At 33.1% G+C, this 18978-nt stretch carries 17 protein-coding genes; 7 read left to right on the top strand and 10 right to left on the bottom strand.

Features of this window, described 5'->3' with window-relative positions; all coding sequences use genetic code 11:
• Positions 1–25: 25 nt before the first annotated feature.
• From nifK to nifH, 5 genes are read right to left on the bottom strand one after another with little or no spacing between them, the layout of a single operon-like run.
• Positions 26–1408 (bottom strand): nitrogenase molybdenum-iron protein subunit beta, encoded by a 1383-nt coding sequence (gene nifK, locus CHB67_RS13780; protein WP_089382368.1) that lies wholly within the window; start codon positions 1406–1408, stop codon positions 26–28.
• 53 nt (positions 1409–1461) lie between these two features.
• Positions 1462–3093 (bottom strand): nitrogenase molybdenum-iron protein alpha chain, encoded by a 1632-nt coding sequence (nifD, locus tag CHB67_RS13775; protein ID WP_089382367.1) that lies wholly within the window; start codon positions 3091–3093, stop codon positions 1462–1464.
• A 17-nt stretch (positions 3094–3110) separates the two neighbouring features.
• Positions 3111–3488 (bottom strand): P-II family nitrogen regulator, encoded by a 378-nt coding sequence (locus tag CHB67_RS13770; RefSeq protein ID WP_089382366.1) that lies wholly within the window; start codon positions 3486–3488, stop codon positions 3111–3113.
• Between the two features lie 12 nt (positions 3489–3500).
• Entirely contained in the window at positions 3501–3827 is a 327-nt protein-coding gene (locus CHB67_RS13765) for a P-II family nitrogen regulator (protein WP_089382365.1), read from the bottom strand.
• Positions 3828–3856: 29 nt separating this feature from the next.
• On the bottom strand, positions 3857–4681 hold the full coding sequence (gene nifH / locus CHB67_RS13760; protein ID WP_089382364.1) for a nitrogenase iron protein: 825 nt from the start codon (positions 4679–4681) through the stop codon (positions 3857–3859).
• 370 nt (positions 4682–5051) lie between these two features.
• On the opposite strand from nifH, the gene CHB67_RS13755 reads away from it, so the two are divergent.
• On the top strand, positions 5052–6659 hold the full coding sequence (locus CHB67_RS13755; protein WP_089382363.1) for a sigma-54 interaction domain-containing protein: 1608 nt from the start codon (positions 5052–5054) through the stop codon (positions 6657–6659).
• Positions 6660–6703: 44 nt separating this feature from the next.
• Here the strand turns inward: CHB67_RS13755 and CHB67_RS13750 are convergent, their stop codons facing one another.
• Genes CHB67_RS13750 through CHB67_RS13735 form a run of 4 tightly spaced genes read right to left on the bottom strand, consistent with a single transcriptional unit; the run spans position 6704 to position 8015 of the window.
• Positions 6704–7084 (bottom strand): hypothetical protein, encoded by a 381-nt coding sequence (locus CHB67_RS13750; RefSeq protein WP_089382362.1) that lies wholly within the window; start codon positions 7082–7084, stop codon positions 6704–6706.
• A 10-nt stretch (positions 7085–7094) separates the two neighbouring features.
• Positions 7095–7388 carry a hypothetical protein gene (locus CHB67_RS13745; RefSeq protein ID WP_089382361.1) on the bottom strand — a complete coding sequence of 98 codons (294 nt, stop codon included), beginning with the start codon at positions 7386–7388 and terminating at the stop codon, positions 7095–7097.
• A 4-nt stretch (positions 7389–7392) separates the two neighbouring features.
• On the bottom strand, positions 7393–7611 hold the full coding sequence (locus tag CHB67_RS13740) for a hypothetical protein (RefSeq protein WP_089382360.1): 219 nt from the start codon (positions 7609–7611) through the stop codon (positions 7393–7395).
• A gap of 11 nt (positions 7612–7622) precedes the next feature.
• Entirely contained in the window at positions 7623–8015 is a 393-nt protein-coding gene (locus tag CHB67_RS13735) for a NifB/NifX family molybdenum-iron cluster-binding protein (RefSeq protein WP_089382359.1), read from the bottom strand.
• Positions 8016–8698: 683 nt separating this feature from the next.
• Here CHB67_RS13735 and leuC point away from each other — a divergent pair.
• The 6 genes from leuC to CHB67_RS13705 all read left to right on the top strand — a co-directional run bounded on the left by leuC (position 8699) and on the right by CHB67_RS13705 (position 17398).
• Complete coding sequence (gene leuC, locus CHB67_RS13730; RefSeq protein WP_089382358.1) at positions 8699–10093, top strand: 3-isopropylmalate dehydratase large subunit; 1395 nt, start codon at positions 8699–8701, stop codon at positions 10091–10093.
• Between the two features lie 50 nt (positions 10094–10143).
• Complete coding sequence (locus tag CHB67_RS13725; protein WP_089382357.1) at positions 10144–10503, top strand: four helix bundle protein; 360 nt, start codon at positions 10144–10146, stop codon at positions 10501–10503.
• A gap of 39 nt (positions 10504–10542) precedes the next feature.
• Entirely contained in the window at positions 10543–11139 is a 597-nt protein-coding gene (gene leuD, locus CHB67_RS13720; RefSeq protein WP_089382356.1) for a 3-isopropylmalate dehydratase small subunit, read from the top strand.
• Positions 11140–11235: 96 nt separating this feature from the next.
• Positions 11236–12756 carry an alpha-isopropylmalate synthase regulatory domain-containing protein gene (locus CHB67_RS13715; RefSeq protein WP_089382355.1) on the top strand — a complete coding sequence of 507 codons (1521 nt, stop codon included), beginning with the start codon at positions 11236–11238 and terminating at the stop codon, positions 12754–12756.
• A gap of 62 nt (positions 12757–12818) precedes the next feature.
• Entirely contained in the window at positions 12819–13874 is a 1056-nt protein-coding gene (gene leuB, locus CHB67_RS13710; RefSeq protein WP_089382354.1) for a 3-isopropylmalate dehydrogenase, read from the top strand.
• Positions 13875–14062: 188 nt separating this feature from the next.
• Positions 14063–17398, top strand: coding sequence for a T9SS type B sorting domain-containing protein (locus CHB67_RS13705; RefSeq protein WP_089382353.1), 3336 nt, complete (start codon positions 14063–14065; stop codon positions 17396–17398).
• Positions 17399–17408: 10 nt separating this feature from the next.
• On the opposite strand, the gene CHB67_RS13700 is transcribed toward CHB67_RS13705, so the two are convergent.
• Complete coding sequence (locus CHB67_RS13700; protein WP_176461282.1) at positions 17409–18977, bottom strand: efflux RND transporter periplasmic adaptor subunit; 1569 nt, start codon at positions 18975–18977, stop codon at positions 17409–17411.
• Between the last annotated feature and the right edge of the window lies 1 nt (position 18978).

Raw genomic sequence — 18978 nt, 5'->3', positions numbered from 1 at the left:
TTTGAATAGTTGTTTATTTTTCGAATTACATTACCAATTCAAACTCAGGTTCAGAAGATTCTAAATCTTGTTTGTCCATGATAAGATCTAATATTTTTTCTAAAATTCGAAGTCCGCCCATATACCCTAATGTTGGGAAATAAGAGTGACCTACACGGTCAAGAATTGGGAATCCCATTCTTAAAAATGGAATATTTTCGTCTCTAGCAATATATTTACCGTAGCTGTTACCAATTAATAAATCAACACCTTCGTTTTTAATCCATTGGTGTAATAAATACATATCGGCTCCTTTTCCATTTTGGAATTTAGCTTCAGGTACAGTTGGAAGCAACAATTCTTCTAAGCGTTTGTGCATTTTTTTTCCGGGAGTTCCTGAAACGATGTAAACAGGTTTCATGTTCATGTCTAACAAAAATTCAACCAATGGAATTAATTGATCTGGATCACCAAATAAGGCAACACGTTTTCCGTGTAGGTACTGTTGCATATCTGTTATCATATCAACCAATCTTCCTCGTTCGGCAGTAATTGCTTCTGGAATTCCTACTTCAGCAAGTTTTGACAATTCCATAATAAAACGGTCGGTTGCTCTTACTCCAATAGGGAGTTCTGTAGCTTCAAACGGAACTTTACACTTGTTTTCTAATTTAATAGCAGCATCTTCAGTAGCCCATTTTCCAAAAGCTAAAGTTGCTTTATTATCTCCTGAAGCTATTAAATCTGGAATTGTAGTTCCTCCTTTTGGATACATTTCGTAACTACCTGTTTGTGGCGCATCAACAACATCAGAAGTATCTGGGAAAAGTGTAAAATTAGCTCCCATAAGGTTGGCCATTCTTTTTACTTCTCTCATGTCTGAAGGTTCAACCCAACCAGAAATCAAGTTTATTTTATCGTTTGTTACACCGGTAGATTTTGATAATAATTTAACCATTCCGCTTACCATATTTGAATATCCAGTAACGTGAGATCCAATATAACTAGGCGTATTGCAAAATATTACGTGTTTACCTTCAGGTATTTTACCACCATCTCTTGCTTTTTCAACAATTTGAGTAAGGTCATCACCAATAGTTTCTGATAAACAAGTTGAGTGTACTGCAATTACTTCTGGTTCGTAAATGGTAAAAATATTGTCAATTGCCTGTATTAGGTTTGATTGCCCTCCAAATACTGATGAACCTTCTGTAAATGAACTTGTTGCGGCCATAATAGGCTCTTTGTAGTGACGTGTAAGTGCGCTTCTGTGATACGAACAACAGCCTTGCGAACCGTGACTGTGAGGTAGGCATCCATGTATTCCAAGTGCTGCATACATTGCGCCAACCGGTTGGCAAGTTTTGGCAGGATTTATGGTTAATGACTTCCGTTCTTTTATATCTTTTGTAGTATGTCTTAATAACATAATGTGTCTAATTTAAGTTTATAAATTGTTTTTATAAATGGGTTTGAAATAGCTTAATAAGCTGTGTCAGCCATTTTAGCTACTAATTCAGGTTCGTTTTTCCAAGGCGGTGGAATTAATCCCCAAATTTTAGTGTTCACCATTTTATCAATGTCATTATAGAAATTAACGGCTCCTTTGAAACCTGCATAAGGCCCTCCGTAATCGTAACTATGAAGCTGTTTTAACGGCACTCCATATTTTTGAATTACATACTTTTCTTTAATACCTGCTCCAATAATATCAGGTTTGTAGTATTCAATTAATTTTTCAGTTTCCCAATGTGAAATATCGTCGATAACCAAACTGTTTTTTTCCATATCAGGCATCATTCCTTCATATTCAGAGAATCCATAGCCTTTATCTTCAAGAGAAGTCTTTTTTGCTACTAAATCGTCTCTCCAATTGGCTTCATCTTTAACAATATCCAATTCTTCAATGTTTCTACTATCGGCATCAATTTTTATACTGTCTAAAACTTTTCTTCCTTCGTAATCATCACGGTGTCCAAATTCGTAACCAGCAGAAATGGTGCGCATACCTATTTCACCAAATAATTCTTGGTAGTGGTGCGCTCTAGATCCACCAACGTACATCATACATAATTTACCTTCGGTTCTGCTTTTTACATCTTCAATTGTTGCTTGAACTTCTAACATTTCACGTGCAATAATTTCTTCAGTTTTAGCCATTAGCTCTTCATCTTCAAAATACTTAGCAATTTTTCGTAATGATTTTGCTGTAGCATCTGCTCCAATAAAGTTTATTTTAATCCAAGGAATACCGTGCTTTTTCTCAAGCATTTCAGCAATATAGTTGATTGATCTATGACACATTACCGCATTTAAATCGGCCATATGAGCGTTTTCAAACTGACTCATGGTTGAGTTTCCACTAAATGTTGAAACCAATGTAATACCCATTTCTTCAAAATATTTTTCAAGAACAAATGAATCTCCACCAATATTATATTCACCAAGAAGGTTTAGTTTGAATTTTCCACCAGGATCGGTATTGTTTAAACCAACAACATGTTTAAAGATTCCGTTGTTTGCAATGTGGTGACCAGCCGATTGGCTAACCCCTTTATAACCTTCACAACTAAAACCAAAAATATTGATATCTAGTTCTTCTTTCATTTTTCTTGAAACGGCATGAACATCGTCTCCAATTAAACCAATTGGACAGGTAGAAAATACCCCAATTGAATGTGGTTTAAATATTTCGTAAGCTTCACGAATAGCTTCTTCCAATTTTTTTTCACCTCCAAAAACAATGTTGGTATCTTGCATATCGGTAGAAAAGCAATAGTTCATGTAATTTTCACCATCGGGTCCTGCATCGGTTTGATTTCTTCGTGTAAGCCAAGCGTAAAATGAGCATCCAATAGGACCGTGTACGATGTTTATAATATCACGTGTTGGCCCTAGTATTACCCCTTTACAACCAGCGTAACAACAACCTCTTTGAGTAATAATCCCTGGAATAGTTCGAATATTCGATTGAATTTCTTGGTCTATTTCTGGATCATTTGTAACCAAAGATTTAGCTCTTTTTTTAGCTACTTTGCTCGGGTATTTATTTAATATTTCCTCTATCAGATCTGATGAGTCTGGAAACATATTAGTTTTATTATCTGTAGACATATTTTTTGTTTTAACTGTTAATCTAATACACTATCTCCAGATTCACCTGTGCGAATACTTATGACTTCTGAATTAGGAAGTACAAATATTTTTCCGTCTCCAGGTACATCTGTTCTGTTGGCGTTCATGATTTCTTCCACAGCTGTTTTTACTTTAGAATCTTCTACTGTTAGTGTAATCATTCTGTGTAGTCGAAGTCTTGGTTCAGGTCCTAAAAGCGCAATAGCTTCTGGTTGATTGTTTCTAACACCTTCCATAACTTCGGCATCCCATTTTCCTTTACCTCGTCCAAAAACCTGACCTGTAGCAGTAAAAGATGGCAACCCTGCATTAGAGAGTGCTTCTTTTGTTTTATTCATTGTGTGAATTCGTAGAATAGCTATTATCGTCTTCATTTTTATTGAGTTTTAAAGTTCTTTTGTCCCACGACTTATTGTGTAGGCTTCTTCTACTGAGCTTACAAAGATTTTTCCATCTCCAAAAGCACCGTTTTCTCCTGTACGAGCAGCTTCAATAATTGTTTTAATTGGGAAATCTTTATCTTCATCTTTCACCACAATCATTAATAAATCTTTAGGAATTTCGTCGTAAGTAATGTCTCCAATTTTAATTCCACGTTGTTTACCACGTCCTACAACAGGTACTTTTGTAACAGCTACATAACCAGCTTCAAATAAGGCTTTTATTACGGTTGCAGATTTCTCGGATCTTACAATGGCTCTAATTAATTGCATATTGATATTTTTTAAAATGAGTGTTTTCTTTAGTTTAAAATTCCAAATTCGATTAATAGTCCTTCTAATTCTTCTATTTCAAGAGGTGTTGGAACTACAAACAATTGGTTTTGGTCAATTTTTTTAGCAAGTGTTCTGTATTCATCTGCTTGTGGATGTTCAGGAGCATATTCAATTACTGTTTTTCTATGAATTTCAGCCTTTTGAACCATATTATCACGAGGTACAAAATGAATCATTTGTGTTCCTAATTTTTTAGCTAACTCTTCAATCATTTGTCTTTCGTTGTCAACCAAACGACTGTTACAAATAAGGCCTCCTAAACGTACCGCACCTGCTTGTGCAAATTTCACAATACCTTTACAAATATTATTAGCAGCGTACATTGCCATCATTTCTCCAGAAACTACAATGTAAATTTCTTCAGCTTTACCATCTCTAATTGGCATTGCAAATCCACCACATACAACATCACCTAGTACATCGTAAAAAGCATAGTCTAAAGCTTTGTCTTCTTCGTAAGCTCCAAGTTGTTCTAACATGTTGATAGATGTGATAATACCACGACCAGCACATCCAACTCCTGGTTCAGGACCCCCAGATTCTGTACAGCTAGTGTTTCCGTAACCTGGTTTTACAATGTCTTCAAATACAACATCTTCACCTTCTTCTCTTAAAGTATCTAATACTGTTTTTTGGGCTAAACCTCCTAAAAGAAGTCGTGTTGAATCTGCTTTAGGATCACATCCTACAACCATCACTTTTTTTCCCATTTCGGCTAATCCAGCCACTGTGTTTTGTGTAGTAGTTGATTTTCCAATACCACCTTTACCGTAAATTGCTATTTTTCTCATAATGAAAATTATTTAATGAATATTTGATTTCCTTTTTTCACTTTCTGTGCCAATAAAATTTAAGATTGAAATAGATTGGTTGAATAAGGTATTTAATTTGTTGTTTTTGAGTGGTTTAAAAAAATAAGTAGTTTATTTTGTGGCAGTTTTATCAAATTCAAAAATTTACGTTTATGTAAGGTTTTAGAAGTGTTTTTACAAAAGTGTAATTGTATTTTTTTTATTAAAACACAAATAATATTAAATAAAAAACACTACTAATACGTTTTCGTTGTTAAAAATAAGATTAAAACGTATTTTTATTAAAAATATAGTATTTTTGTAAATTAATATTTTACTTGTAAAAAGATGAAATAAAAACAGTTACCCCATGTCTACGGAATTAAATAACACCATAAAAGACGGATTTAAAAGTCATTACTGCCACAAAGCTGGTAGGTTTTGTAAGGGAGATACTGAATTGCCTTTATTGTTTGAAATAAGCACAATGATCAATAATAGTAGGTTTATTAAAGAAATAATGGATCCTATTATGGAATTGGTGGCAAAATATTTAGATGCTGAACGCTCTATGTTGTCAATTTTAAATCGTGAGGTTTCAAAAATTTTGATAGAAGCTTCTTACGGTATTTCTTACGATGATAAAAAGCAAGGGCGTTACATGGTTGGTGAAGGGGTTACAGGTAATGTAGTAAAAAGTGGTAAGCCTATTTATATAGATAAAATTGAAGGATCTCAAGGTTTTGTGAATAAAACCAAAATGGATCTTCAAACTAAAAGTAAAAAAGATATTTCATTTATTATAGTTCCAATAAAGGTAGATTTTGAAATAGTTGGAACTTTAAGTATTTCACGAGTTTATGATGAACGCGTAAATAAGGATGAGTTGATACGAATTCTTACAGTTATAGGTTCTATGGTTGCGCAAGCGGTGCGCGCAAGACAAGATAGGGTTGAGGAAATACAACGCTTAAAAAATGAAAATGAAAAATTACACCTAGAACTTGAAAATAGGTTTTCTTATGAAAATATTGTTGGAAATTGTTCTAAACTTCGAGAGGTATTTAAACAAATAGAGCAAGTTTCAAATACACAAGCTACCGTATTAATTAGAGGTGAAAGTGGTGTTGGGAAAGAGCTAATTGCTGATGCTATACATTATAAAAGTGCAAGAGCATCTAAGCCATTTATAAAAGTAAATTGTGCTGCCTTGCCTGAAACCTTAATTGAAAGTGAATTATTTGGACACGAAAAAGGCGCGTTTACCGGAGCTTCAGAGTTGAAAAAAGGGAGATTTGAATTGGCTGACAGTGGAACAATATTTATTGATGAAATAGGAGAATTGTCGGCACATATGCAAATTAAATTGTTAAGAGTGCTTCAGGAAAAACAATTTGAACGACTTGGGGGAAGTAAAACAATGAATTGCAATGTAAGAATAATTACCGCAACCAATAGAAACCTAGAAAATGCTATTGTTGAAGGTAAATTTAGGGAAGATTTGTATTACCGTTTAAATGTGTTTCCGTTGTATATGCCGGCTTTGCGTGAACGACTAAATGATATTCCGCTTTTAGCAGATCATTTTATTCAAAAAACAAATAAGAAAAACGGAACAAATATCATTCGTATTTCTTCTTCTGCTATTGATGCTTTAATGATTTATAATTGGCCTGGGAATATTAGAGAATTAGAAAACTGTATTGAACGTGCTGCAATTATTAGTACAGATCAAGTAATAAGAATAGGAAATCTTCCACCAACACTTCAAACGGCACAATCATCAAGCACTTTTAGTAAAGGTTCGCTTCAAATTATTGTTGAAAAAGTAGAAAAACAGTTGATTATTGATTGTTTAATTGCTAAAAAAGGAAACATAATGCAAGCAGCAAAAGAACTAGGGATTTCGAATAGAAAGCTAGGATTGAGAATTGAAAAATATGCTGTGAATGTAGCTAAGTATAAAATTAAAAAATAATAATTTTTGAACCTTATACTTAACCTCAATATTTTAAATATAATTTAATTACAAGTTGCATGTGCAAGTGTGCTTATTTCAATAACTGCACCTTTTAAATCTATAAGTTCGTCCTCTGTTGGGGCAGTAGTATGGTACTTTTCAATAGAACAAATAGATTGTATATTTTCATATTTTAAAATACGATTTTTAAGTATTTTGTCTATTGGAATTACGGTTTCTAAAGCGTACATAAGATCTGAATATGTATGATTTTCGGGCAAAGAATTGTGAAAATCTAATATAGCCATGGTGTAAGCTTCAAAAGACATTGAAACCAAGTTGTATCTTATTTCTGGACCAAATAAATTTTTTGTTCCATATGCTTTCATATATTGGTCTCCTTCTTGTAGCCAATTTTTCCAGTTAAGTTTTTTGTTTGCCATAGTAATTTAGTTATATAAATTGTAGTGCTATTTCTTCGTTTTTTTGTTCTAATTTAAATTCACCTTTTAATGTTAGCGTACATTTTTGTTGAAGACAGGCATTTGAAAGATCTTTAAAAAGTGTTTCTTTTTCATTGCAATCTTCGTGAAAGTAGCAGAAAAAATTAAATGAATTTGTATCATCAAATTGTATAATAAATGCTGTGTAATCTGGAAACACCAAATCGTCATAAGCGTAGCCAACTGGCAAACCTGTTGCGTTATCTATTATTGAACGCACTTTTTCTAAATCTCTATATTCCATAAAATTATATTAATAAAAACCATATTCTTAATTGTTGATATACTTCAGCCTGTTCATAGCTTTGGCATTTTACCAGTTGCATGTTTATGGCGTCTTCAAATTCTACTTCACTAAAATTTAATTTAAGTAGTAGTTTCTCTTTTGAAAAAGAAGTGCAAGCATTCCTTAATTCTTCATTACTACTTGCTGTTTTAACAAATGTTATTGCTTTGCTTAATGCCATACTTAGCTTTTTTAATTACAAGATGAACCACAAGAATTACAAGAACTACTGCAATTAGACGTATTAAATAATTGCTGAGCAGAAAAAGGAGCAAGCTCATCTTTTAAAAATAATTCAATATTTTCTTCCAAACATTTTCCTTTTGATTTATACACTGTTAAACCACTTTCTTTAAACAATCGTAAGGCTAAATAAGGCATGTGACTTGTGATGATTGTATAAATACCTTGGTGTTTTAAAGCAATACTAAGGTTGTCTTCTAAGTTGCTTAGCTCCTTAGTTTTTAACCACTTGTAACTGCTGTTTAGACTGTTGTAAATACAGGCGTAATTGGTGTTATGAAAACCTTTAGCTAGTGTTTTTTTGTCATGTTCTAAATCTGTAACAGGGATAATTATATTCATAGTAAATATTTTATTTAAAGTGTTGTAACTAACTGTGGTAGCTAAGAAACAAATCTAGTGCCATAAAATATAATTCACTGAAAGTAAGTTGTTTGGGTTTATTTTAAATGGTTCTAAAGTTACATTTATGTAAAAAAACCAATAAAAATTACATAAATGTAGATTCATGAATTTTACTGTTTTTAAATTAAAAAACAGTATTCGTAATCAATTAAAACCTTCTAGAACTTTTTGGATATCGTATAATTTAGATTTTAAAAAACGTGAAAAATGAAGATGATTACTCGTGTTAATTGTAGCTAAATAGATGGTTTTACCTTTAAAAGATAAAAATAAAGGTGAAGTTTTGTTGTTAATAATTTATTATATAGGTGTATATTTTGTTTTTTATTAAAATATGTTGGTGTTTTTGGTTTAAATGTGTAAAATAATTAATTTTGGATGAAATTTTATTATTTTTGAAATACGGTGAAAATGATAAAATGAAAACTAATTATTGAAGTTTGGAAATAGCGTTCAAATTTAGAGTTTAATTTGAATGTATGAAAAATCGCTTTGGGTATCGTATTAAATATAGAATGAACTTAGTGTACTTATTTCTTTTTTTAAATTTGCACCGATTGTTGTAATTGAACAAAATTAATCTTAATTACAAAAAACAAATACAATTAAAAACATAATAAATGAGTACTACATTATTTGACAAAGTTTGGGATTCACATGTTGTTCGTAAAATTGAAGGCGGACCAGATGTGCTATTTATTGATAGACATTTAATTCATGAAGTTACAAGTCCCGTAGCTTTTTTAGGGTTGAAAAGTAGAAATAATAGTGTTTTATTTCCTAATAGAACTTTTGCTACAGCAGACCATAACACACCAACAATTAATCAACATTTACCAGTTGAAGATCCACTTTCAGCAAACCAATTGAAGGCTTTGGAAGAAAATTCTGCCGAATGGGGAATTTCTCACTGGGGATTAGGACATCAACAAAATGGTATTGTACACGTTGTAGGTCCTGAATACGGAATTACATTGCCAGGTGCTACGATTGTATGTGGAGATTCTCATACATCAACACATGGTGCTTTTGGAGCTATTGCATTTGGTATTGGTACTTCAGAAGTTGAAATGGTACTTTCATCACAATGTATTATGCAACCAAAACCTAAAAAAATGCGTATCAACGTAAATGGTGAGTTAGGTTTAGGTGTTACACCTAAAGATGTTGCTTTATTTATAATTTCTAAATTAACAACTTCTGGAGCTACAGGTTATTTTGTAGAATATGCAGGTAATGTATTTAGAAATATGACTATGGAAGGTCGTATGACTGTTTGTAACTTGAGTATTGAAATGGGAGCTCGTGGAGGAATGATTGCTCCAGATGAGAAAACTTTTGAATATGTAAAAGGAAGACAATTTGCACCAAAAGGAGCAGATTGGGATAAAGCAATGGCTTATTGGGAAACGTTAAGTACTGATGAAGATGCTGTTTTTGATGAAGAATTAACTTTTAGTGCTTCTGAAATTGAACCAATGATTACTTACGGAACCAACCCAGGAATGGGAACTGGAATTTCACAAAACATTCCATCAGCTGATCAAGTTGAAGGTGGTGCAGCAACCTATAAAAAATCATTAGATTATATGGGATTTGCTGAAGGAGATACTATGATTGGGAAACCAGTAGATTATGTATTTATTGGAAGTTGTACCAACGGTAGAATTGAAGATTTTAGAGCTTTTGCTTCTATTGTAAAAGGACGTAAGAAAGCAGCTAATATTACAGCTTGGTTAGTTCCAGGTTCGCATATTGTTGAAGCTAAAATAAAAGAAGAAGGGTTGTTAGCAATCTTTAATGAAGCTGGTTTTGTATTGCGTGAGCCAGGTTGTTCAGCTTGTTTAGCAATGAATGATGATAAAGTTCCTGCAGGAAAAGTTGCAGTAAGTACATCAAACAGAAACTTTGAAGGTCGTCAAGGTCCAGGTTCAAAAACTATGTTGGCAAGTCCGTTAGTTGCAGCAGCAACAGCAGTAACAGGAGTTGTAACTGATCCAAGAACACTTTTATAAAAGTGTTTTTAGCCTTTAGCAATTTGCGATTGGCTAATTAAATTTGTTGAATGAGAAATTTTAGGAAATATCAAGTTTGGGAATTAGGGCATCAAATTACATTAGATGTTTATAAGTTAACAATGAGTTTTCCAAAAAATGAACAATACGGATTAACAAGTCAAATGAAAAGAGCTTCATCTTCAGTTCCAGCGAATATTGCAGAAGGTTGTGGAAGAGAAAGTGAAGTGGAGTTTAAAAGGTTTCTTGTTATTGCAAACGGCTCAGCAACAGAGTTGGAATATTTTTTAATTCTTGTGAAAGATTTAAATATTGTTTCAGAAAAAGATATTACCAATTTAGTTGGAAAAGTAGACCAATTAAAAAGAAGTTTAAATAAATTAATAAGTAAAATTAACACTACTAGTTAGCAGACCGAAGCTAAAAGCTAGTAGCCAAAAGCAAATATAATGGCTTACGATAAATTCGAAATATTAAAAAGTACAGCGGTTCCATTACCAATTGAAAATGTGGATACCGATCAAATTATTCCTGCTCGTTTCTTAAAAGCAACAGAACGTAAAGGATTTGGAGATAACTTATTTAGAGACTGGAGATACAATCCAGACAATACACCAAAAGAATCATTTGTGTTTAACAATCCAATTTATAAAGGGAAAATTTTAGTTGGAGGTAAAAACTTTGGTTCAGGTTCATCTAGAGAGCATGCAGCTTGGGCTGTTTATGACTATGGATTCCGTTGTGTTGTTTCAAGTTTCTTTGCAGATATTTTTAGAGGAAACTGTTTAAATATTGGTGTTTTACCTGTGCAGGTAAGTGCGGAATTTTTAGACCAAATTTTTAAAGCAATTGAAGCAGATCCAAACACTGAAATTGAAATTGATTTACCAAAACAAACCATTACAATTTTGGCTACTGGAGCTCAGGAATCTTTTGAAATTAATAGTTACAAAAAGGAAAACATGTTAAATGGTTATGATGATATTGACTATTTAACAAAAATGAAAGAAGAAATTTCGGCTTTCGCTGAAACAAGACCATTTTAATAAAATTTTGTTTTGTTATTCCTGTTGAGGTAGGAATTTAAACAGCTCAAAAAACATATGCACACCTGCTTTCGCAGGAATGACAATAAACCAAATATGTCAAAAAGAAAAATTGAAATAATGGATACGACGCTTCGGGATGGTGAACAAACCTCCGGAGTGTCTTTTCCCTCTGGTGAAAAATTAACCATTGCAAAATTATTGCTTGAAGAATTAAATGTTGATAGAATTGAAGTTGCGTCTGCCAGAGTTTCAGAAGGGGAATTTAACGCAGTAAAATCAATTACAGATTGGGCAAATAAAAATGGCTATATTGATAGAATTGAAATGTTGACATTTGTTGATGGTGGAAGATCTATTGATTGGATGATAAGAGCAGGAGCAAAGGTTCAAAACTTATTAACCAAAGGTTCTTTAAATCATTTAACACATCAACTTAAAAAAACACCCGAGCAACATTTTTCAGAAATAAAAGAAGTAGTTTTGTCAGCTCAAAAAGCGGGGATTGCAACCAATGTTTATTTGGAAGATTGGAGTAATGGAATGCATAATTCGCCCGAATATGTTTTTCAATTATTAGACTTTTTAGTAACGCTACCTGTAGAAAGAATTCTACTGCCAGATACTTTAGGTGTGTTAACGCATACTGAAACTTTTGAATATTTTTCTCAAGTAACAAAAAAATATCCAGAAGTACATTTTGATTTTCACGCACATAACGATTACGATTTAAGTGTGGCAAATGTGATGGAAGCTATAAAAGCCGGTGCAAAAGGATTGCATTTAACGGTGAATGGAATGGGTGAAAGAGCAGGAAACGCACCAATGGCAAGTGTAGTTGCTGTGATTAACGATTTCTTTAAAGATGAGGTTGAAATAAATGTAAAAGAGACATCTTTATTTTCAGTTAGTAAAATAATTGAGACATTTTCAGGAGTTCGAATCCCATCAAATAAACCAGTTGTAGGTGATAATGTATTTACGCAAACAGCAGGAATTCATGCGGATGGTGATAACAAAAATAACCTATACTTTAACGATTTAATGCCTGAGCGTTTTGGTAGAAAACGTAAATATGCTTTAGGAAAAACTTCAGGCAAAGCAAATATTGAAAAGAATTTGCAAGAACTTGGCTTAGAGTTAGATCAGGTTGATTTGTTGAAAGTTACACAACGAATTATTGAGTTGGGTGATAAAAAAGAATTAGTTACTAAGGAAGATTTGCCATACATTATTTCTGATGTGTTGGAAAGTAGTTTGTATGAAGAACGAATTACAGTAGAATCTTACGTGTTAACCCATTCAAAAGGGTTAAAACCTTCAACAACAGTTGCTGTTAAAATTGATGGTGAACTATATGAAGAACATGCACAAGGCGATGGGCAGTTTGATGCTTTTATGAATGCATTGAGAAAGTTATACAAAAAGAAGCGTATGACTATGCCACAATTGGTAGATTATGCCGTTCGTATTCCTCCAGGAAGTACTTCGGCAGCGCTTTGTGAAACTATTATTACGTGGGAAAGTAAAAACAATAAGTTTATAACACGAGGTTTAGATTGTGATCAAACGGTATCAGCAATAAAAGCCACCCAAAAAATGTTAAATATCAGATAGTTTTTAATCTAAAAACTATTTTCAAGATAAAGAATAAAATAAAATATTAAAATTATACTAGAATGAAATTAAATATAGCACTTTTAGCAGGAGACGGAATTGGACCAGAAGTGATAGATCAAGCAGTTAAAGTTTGTGATGTTGTAGCAACTAAATTTAATCATGAAATTAGCTGGAAACCTGCCTTAACAGGTGCAGCTGCCATTGATGCAGTTGGAGAGCCTTACCCTGATGAAACACACGAAATTTGTAAAAACTCTGACGCTGTTTTATTTGGAGCAATTGGTCATCCTCGTTTTGATAACGATCCTTCAGCAACAGTTCGTCCAGAACAAGGATTGTTAAAAATGCGTAAAGCTTTAGGATTATTTGCAAATGTACGTCCTACATTTACATTTCCTTCTTTATTAGATAAATCTCCATTAAAAAGAGAGCGCATTGAGGGTACCGACTTAGTTTTCTTAAGAGAATTAACAGGTGGTATTTACTTTGGAGAAAAAGGTAGAAGAGATGGTGGTGAAACTGCTTTTGATAATTGTGTGTATACACGTGAAGAAGTTCAGCGTTTGGCTAAAAAAGGTTTTGAATTGGCAATGACACGTTCTAAAAGATTGTGTTGTGTTGATAAAGCAAATGTATTAGAAACATCTCGTTTATGGAGAGAAACTGTTCAAGCTATGGAAAAAGATTATCCAGAAGTTGCCGTTTCTTATGAATTTGTTGATGCAGTTGCTATGCGTTTAGTACAATGGCCAAATAGCTACGATGTATTAATTACTGAAAACTTATTTGGAGACATTTTAACTGATGAGGCTTCTGTAATTTCTGGATCTATGGGCTTAATGCCATCAGCATCTTTAGGGTCTGATATTGGTTTGTTTGAGCCAATTCACGGATCGTATCCGCAAGCAACAGGATTAAATATTGCAAATCCAATGGCTACCGTTTTGTCAGCAGCTATGATGTTTGAAAACTTTGGTTTACATGCAGAAGGAAAAGCAATTAGAGAAGCAGTTAACAATGCCCTAAATAAAGGTATTGTTACTGAAGATTTAGCTGACGGAGGAAAAGCTTACGGAACAAGTGAGGTAGGAGATTGGTTAGCAGCTAACATATAATTCACTCTATAAAAATAAAAAAAGGGTTTGTATTTAAATACAAACCCTTTTTTTATTTTTATAGAGTTTTAGTGTAATTAACTATAAATTAGTATAAAAACTTTGATTTTAGGAATAAATCTTTAATTTTGAGTAGAAAGCATTTCAATTTATCTGATGAACCTATATGAAACTCCAAGACAAAATTCATGAATAAATATAAATTCTCCTTTCTTATTTGTTTAATTTTTGGCCTATTTCATGGTTATAGTCAAGCAGATTGTTCCACTGCTTTACCTGTATGTACGAATGCTGACGCTGCAGGAGGAGTTGTGAATGGGTATGGAAATGACGATTTTAATGGACGAGATGAGTTAGGCTGTTTAAGACTAAAAAATGGATCATCTACCATTGAGGTAAATTCATATTGGTTTAAAGTTAAATTAGCTGAAAGTGGAGACTTCGGTTTTAATATTATTCCGAATAGTACCTCAGAAGATTGGGATTTTGCTGTTTTTGGTCCAAACCCTACGTGTGGTGCTTTGGGTGAGCCTGTTGCATGTAATTTTAGGGCAAATAATGGAGCTACAGGAGTCGGAAATGATTACCCTTCAGGTTCAAATCCTGATGCTTATGAATCTTGGATGACAGTTAATGCAGGTGATGAATATCTTATTTTTGTAAATCAATACGATGGTAACAATGCAGGGTTTTCAATTGAGTGGAAAGGCGCTGTAATGAGCAAGCCTAATCCTTTAGATTGTGATATTTTAGTAAACCTAGGACCTGATAGAGATTTTTGTATGGGAGATGCAGGAACGGTGCTTAATGCAACAACTTTTGGAAGTTCATACAGTTATAGCTGGTATAAAGAAAATTCAAGTACGGGTGCTTTCGAAGTGCTGCCATTAGAGACAGCTCCAACACTTTTTGTTGATGCAAGTGGAAATTATAAGGTTGAAGTTACAGATAATAGCACTTTAGAAGTAAAGAGTGATGATATTGTTGTTACGTTTCATCCTGTGCCTATTGCAAATTCGGTAAGTAATTTGGCAGCCTGTGATGCAGATTTAGATGGTGTTGAAGCATTTAATTTAGAATTGCAAACCCCTGGAGTTACATCCGGTCAAACAAATGTAAAAGTAACTTATCATAGTTCTTATATATTCGCACTGGCAGGCGCTTCACCACAAGTGAGTCCTCTTACCTCTGGAAATGCAACTATTTGGGCTCGTATTGAAAGTTTAGGAAATTCTAAGTGTTACGATGTAACTTCTTTCGATTTGATTGTAACTGGAGCATTAAACGTAGCTAATCCTGTTAATTTAATTGAATGTGATGATGATGGTGACGGGAGCTATATATTTGATTTAGAATCTCAAACAAGTAAAATTTTAAATGGAGAAACGGGTGTTGTTACCTATTATGAAGATGAATTTAATGCTATAGATAGCAAAGGTTGGATTCCAAATCCAGAAAGTTATAACTCTAAAACTAGAACTATTTGGGCAAGAGCTGAACCTAGCATAAGATCAGATTGTGCTACCATTCTTTCCTTTGAAATTGAAGTGCTTGATTTTGCTGTGGCAAATCAACCAACAAATATTTTACAATGTGATGATAACAATGATGGATATTATCAGTTCGATTTAAAAACATTAAAAGATGCAGAAATCTTAGGGAGTCAAGATCCAGCAAATTATGAGATTTATTATTTTGCAACTCAAGCAGATGCAGATAATAATTTAAATGCTTTAACAAATCCCTATACAACTGTAACTCCGTATGCAGTTGAAACAATTTATGCGCGTATTCAAAATTCATTGGTATCCTATTGTTTTAATACCATAAATTTTACATTGCAAGTTTTTGATTCTGCAAACCCTCCAATTCCTTCAGATATTCCTAATTTGGAGTTTTGTGACGATAGGTCTGATGGTGACGATACAAATGGTTTTTATGAATTCAATTTAAGGGATAGAGAAGTTGAAATTTTAAATGGACAATCACAATATATATTTGATATAGATTATTTTGAAGATCCTCAATATTTAATTCAAATACCAAACCCAACAGCTTACACAAATAAGGAAGTTAATGAACAAACTATTTATGTAAGGGTAACTAATAATAATCCAAATAATGTTGATTGTTATTCTGATACGTCTTTTAATATTAAAGTGAATCCACTTCCAAATGCAATGACTTCAGTTTTTGAATTTAGGCAATGTGATGAAGATGGAACAAGTGATGGAATAACAGATTTTAACCTTGAAGAGGCTGATACCTTTATTGCTTTTGGAGATTTATCGCTGAAAATAACCTATCATTTATCGCCAATTGATGCCGCTTCAGGAATTAATATTCAAGCCAAACACCCATTTTCAAACAATAAGGCTTCAACAGTTTATGCCAGAGTTGAATCTTCAAATGGCTGCTTTAGAATTGTTCAAGTAAACTTAATAGTATCGGTTACAGCATTTCCACCAAGTTATGTTCGTAAATTAATTACTTGTGATGATGATGGTTCCATAGATGGATTGCATGTATTTGATTTGGCTCAAACCACTTCTGAAATAATAGCACAATTTTTACCAGCCCAAAATTTACGAGTATCTTTTTATCGAAATTCTGATGATGCGCTTTCAGAATCCAATAAAATAAACCCAGATAATGCTTACCTGAGTGAAGTTCCCAACAACCAAACTATTTGGGTTCGGGCAGAAAGTTCAGTAAATGGAGGTTGTTTTGGAATAGCTCCTGTTATTGAATTAATTGTAAATCCAATACCTGAGTTTGAGTTAGAAGAAGAGGGCGTAGTTTGTTTAAATAATGCTCCATTAATTGTTCCAACGTATAATCCAAAGGGTTTTTATACGTACGAATGGTATAATGAAGCGGGAGACCTTATAAGTCAGCAGGCTTATGCTGAGATTAACAATGCAGGTATTTATACCGTAATTGCATCAACAAATTTGAATTGTGAGTCGTTCCCGAAACAGATTACTATCACCGAGTCTAATATTGCGGCTATTTCTTCTGAAGATGTTGTAATTTTAGATAATTCTAATAACAATTCAATAACTGTGATTACTGAAAATAAAAACCTTGGAATTGGAGATTATGAATTTGCATTAGATGACATTTCTGGGCCTTTTCAAGATAGTCCAAGCTTTTCAAATCTTGAACCAGGGCAACATACCCTTTATGTTCAGGAAAAAAATAACTGTGGAATTGCATCAACAACCATTTATATATTTGGTTTCCCAAACTTCTTTACACCAAATGGAGATGGTGTAAATGACACTTGGAATGTAAGAGGGGTTGATTTCTCTCTCTTCCCAGAGTCTAATCTATATATTTATGATCGTTATGGAAAATTGCTAGCTAATTTTACTGCAAACAGTAAAGGTTGGGATGGTATGTATAACGGTCATGAATCACTTAATGCAGATTATTGGTACTTGGCTCAAATTACAGATAATAACGGTGTTATGCGTGAGTTTAAAGGTCATTTTAGTTTGATTAGACGTTATGTGAATTAGTTAAAACTCTCTACTGATTCATTTTCATTTCTCTACTGTACAAACAGCAAGTAGGTAAATTGTTATAGGCAGCAGTATTGCCTTTTGTTTTTTCAGTATCATAACCACTGTTTGCAATTGCTTTGTGAATTTTAAGCTCCGTAGTTTTTGAAGCGTCAAAAACTACATCAATTTTCTTTTTTTCAACGCTCCAATTAGCACTATAAACACCCAAAACACTGTTCGCTGCTTTTTCAATGGTTGCTTTGCACATGGTACAATTTCCACGAACACCAAAACTAAGTTTATTGGAGGTTTTTGAAGTTTCAGGTGTTATAGTTGAACGATTTTCATGACCGTTCATTACTTTTTCTCCTTTGGTACTCATCATACTTTTTTTACCTTGTAATTGTGCCGCTGCATCAACTGTAAATGTTCCGTTTGTTACTATTTCTTCTTCTTCTGCCAAGCCTTTTAAAATTTCATAGGAGTCTCCAATTTCGTTCCCTAAGGTTACCTCTCTCAATTCAAAAATAGGTGTGTTACGTTGCTTTTTTACATAAACTATAGATCTTTTTCCTGTCCATAAAACTGCTGTTTTCGGAACGATTAAAGCCTTGTTTTCTTGGTTTTTTAAGGCTATTTTACCTTCAATAAACATACCGGGTTTTAATTCGTTTTTACTATTATTTAGCACAGCTCGTACAATAACTATTCTGGTTGAAGTGTTTAAAACGGGACTAATAAATGAAACTGTTGCTTTAATTTTTTTGTTAGGGTTTGCATTGGTTGTAATGCTTATTGCATCACCTATATTTAGTAAGTAAAGTTGTTTTTCATACGCATCAAATGCAGCCCAAACAGTATTCAAATTTGAAATCATAAATAAGTTTTGCCCCTCTTTTACATAAGATCCTTCTTCAACCATTTTTTTAGAAACAACACCGTTCACATTTGCATATATTGGAAAGTTGGTAACTATCTTTTTTGAAGTTTCAATTTGATTGATTTGTTGTTCGGAAAGCTTCCATAGTTTTAGTTTATTTTTAACCGAAGTGTACAATAAAGGGTCGGTTTTTTTACTGGCTAATGCAATTAATAATTCTTTTTGAGCAGTTACCAATGCAGGAGCATACATAGAAGCAAGTAATTGACCTTTGTGTACGTTTTCGCCTGTTGTACTGATGAATAATTTTTCAATTCTTCCACTAAAGTGGGCTGTTTGAATGGCTGTTGAATTTTCATTTTCTGTAATTTTACCCGACAAAATAAGTGTATTTTCTGAAGTTGAATTTAACGTAACCGTACTTGTTTCAATATTAGCCAAAGCCAAAGCGTTGTTACTTATTTTAAACTCATTTGCAGTTAACCCGTCAGCGCTTGCTTCCGAAGGAATTAAATCCATTCCGCAAATAGGGCAATCTCCAGGTTCTGGTTGCATAATTTGAGGATGCATTGAACAGGTCCATAATTCATTTTCGATTGCTAAGGATTCATGTTGGTGGGTTTTTTCTTCTGAAGTTGAAGAGTTTCCAAAAAACAACCAACCTAAAACCAAGCCAGCTGTTAATATTCCGAAGTATATAATGTATTTTTTCATG

The organism is Lutibacter agarilyticus, from assembly GCF_900188235.1.
In the GTDB taxonomy this organism is placed as follows: domain Bacteria; phylum Bacteroidota; class Bacteroidia; order Flavobacteriales; family Flavobacteriaceae; genus Lutibacter; species Lutibacter agarilyticus.
Note: the sequence above shows the minus strand (reverse complement) of the source record. Positions and strands in the feature narration are given on the sequence as shown.

Excerpts from the sequence above, each read along its gene's own strand:
- leuB (WP_089382354.1), top strand. The coding sequence starts at position 12,819 with ATGAAATTAAATATAGCACTTTTAGCAGGAGACGGAATTGGACCAGAA.
- CHB67_RS13755 (WP_089382363.1), top strand. The coding sequence starts at position 5,052 with ATGTCTACGGAATTAAATAACACCATAAAAGACGGATTTAAAAGTCAT.
- leuD (WP_089382356.1), top strand. The coding sequence starts at position 10,543 with ATGGCTTACGATAAATTCGAAATATTAAAAAGTACAGCGGTTCCATTA.
- CHB67_RS13715 (WP_089382355.1), top strand. The coding sequence starts at position 11,236 with ATGTCAAAAAGAAAAATTGAAATAATGGATACGACGCTTCGGGATGGT.
- CHB67_RS13725 (WP_089382357.1), top strand. The coding sequence starts at position 10,144 with ATGAGAAATTTTAGGAAATATCAAGTTTGGGAATTAGGGCATCAAATT.
- leuC (WP_089382358.1), top strand. The coding sequence starts at position 8,699 with ATGAGTACTACATTATTTGACAAAGTTTGGGATTCACATGTTGTTCGT.
- CHB67_RS13770 (WP_089382366.1), bottom strand. The coding sequence starts at position 3,488 with ATGAAGACGATAATAGCTATTCTACGAATTCACACAATGAATAAAACA.
- CHB67_RS13705 (WP_089382353.1), top strand. The coding sequence starts at position 14,063 with ATGAATAAATATAAATTCTCCTTTCTTATTTGTTTAATTTTTGGCCTA.
- CHB67_RS13750 (WP_089382362.1), bottom strand. The coding sequence starts at position 7,084 with ATGGCAAACAAAAAACTTAACTGGAAAAATTGGCTACAAGAAGGAGAC.
- CHB67_RS13735 (WP_089382359.1), bottom strand. The coding sequence starts at position 8,015 with ATGAATATAATTATCCCTGTTACAGATTTAGAACATGACAAAAAAACA.
- CHB67_RS13765 (WP_089382365.1), bottom strand. The coding sequence starts at position 3,827 with ATGCAATTAATTAGAGCCATTGTAAGATCCGAGAAATCTGCAACCGTA.
- CHB67_RS13745 (WP_089382361.1), bottom strand. The coding sequence starts at position 7,388 with ATGGAATATAGAGATTTAGAAAAAGTGCGTTCAATAATAGATAACGCA.
- nifD (WP_089382367.1), bottom strand. The coding sequence starts at position 3,093 with ATGTCTACAGATAATAAAACTAATATGTTTCCAGACTCATCAGATCTG.
- CHB67_RS13700 (WP_176461282.1), bottom strand. The coding sequence starts at position 18,977 with ATGAAAAAATACATTATATACTTCGGAATATTAACAGCTGGCTTGGTT.
- nifH (WP_089382364.1), bottom strand. The coding sequence starts at position 4,681 with ATGAGAAAAATAGCAATTTACGGTAAAGGTGGTATTGGAAAATCAACT.
- nifK (WP_089382368.1), bottom strand. The coding sequence starts at position 1,408 with ATGTTATTAAGACATACTACAAAAGATATAAAAGAACGGAAGTCATTA.
- CHB67_RS13740 (WP_089382360.1), bottom strand. The coding sequence starts at position 7,611 with ATGGCATTAAGCAAAGCAATAACATTTGTTAAAACAGCAAGTAGTAAT.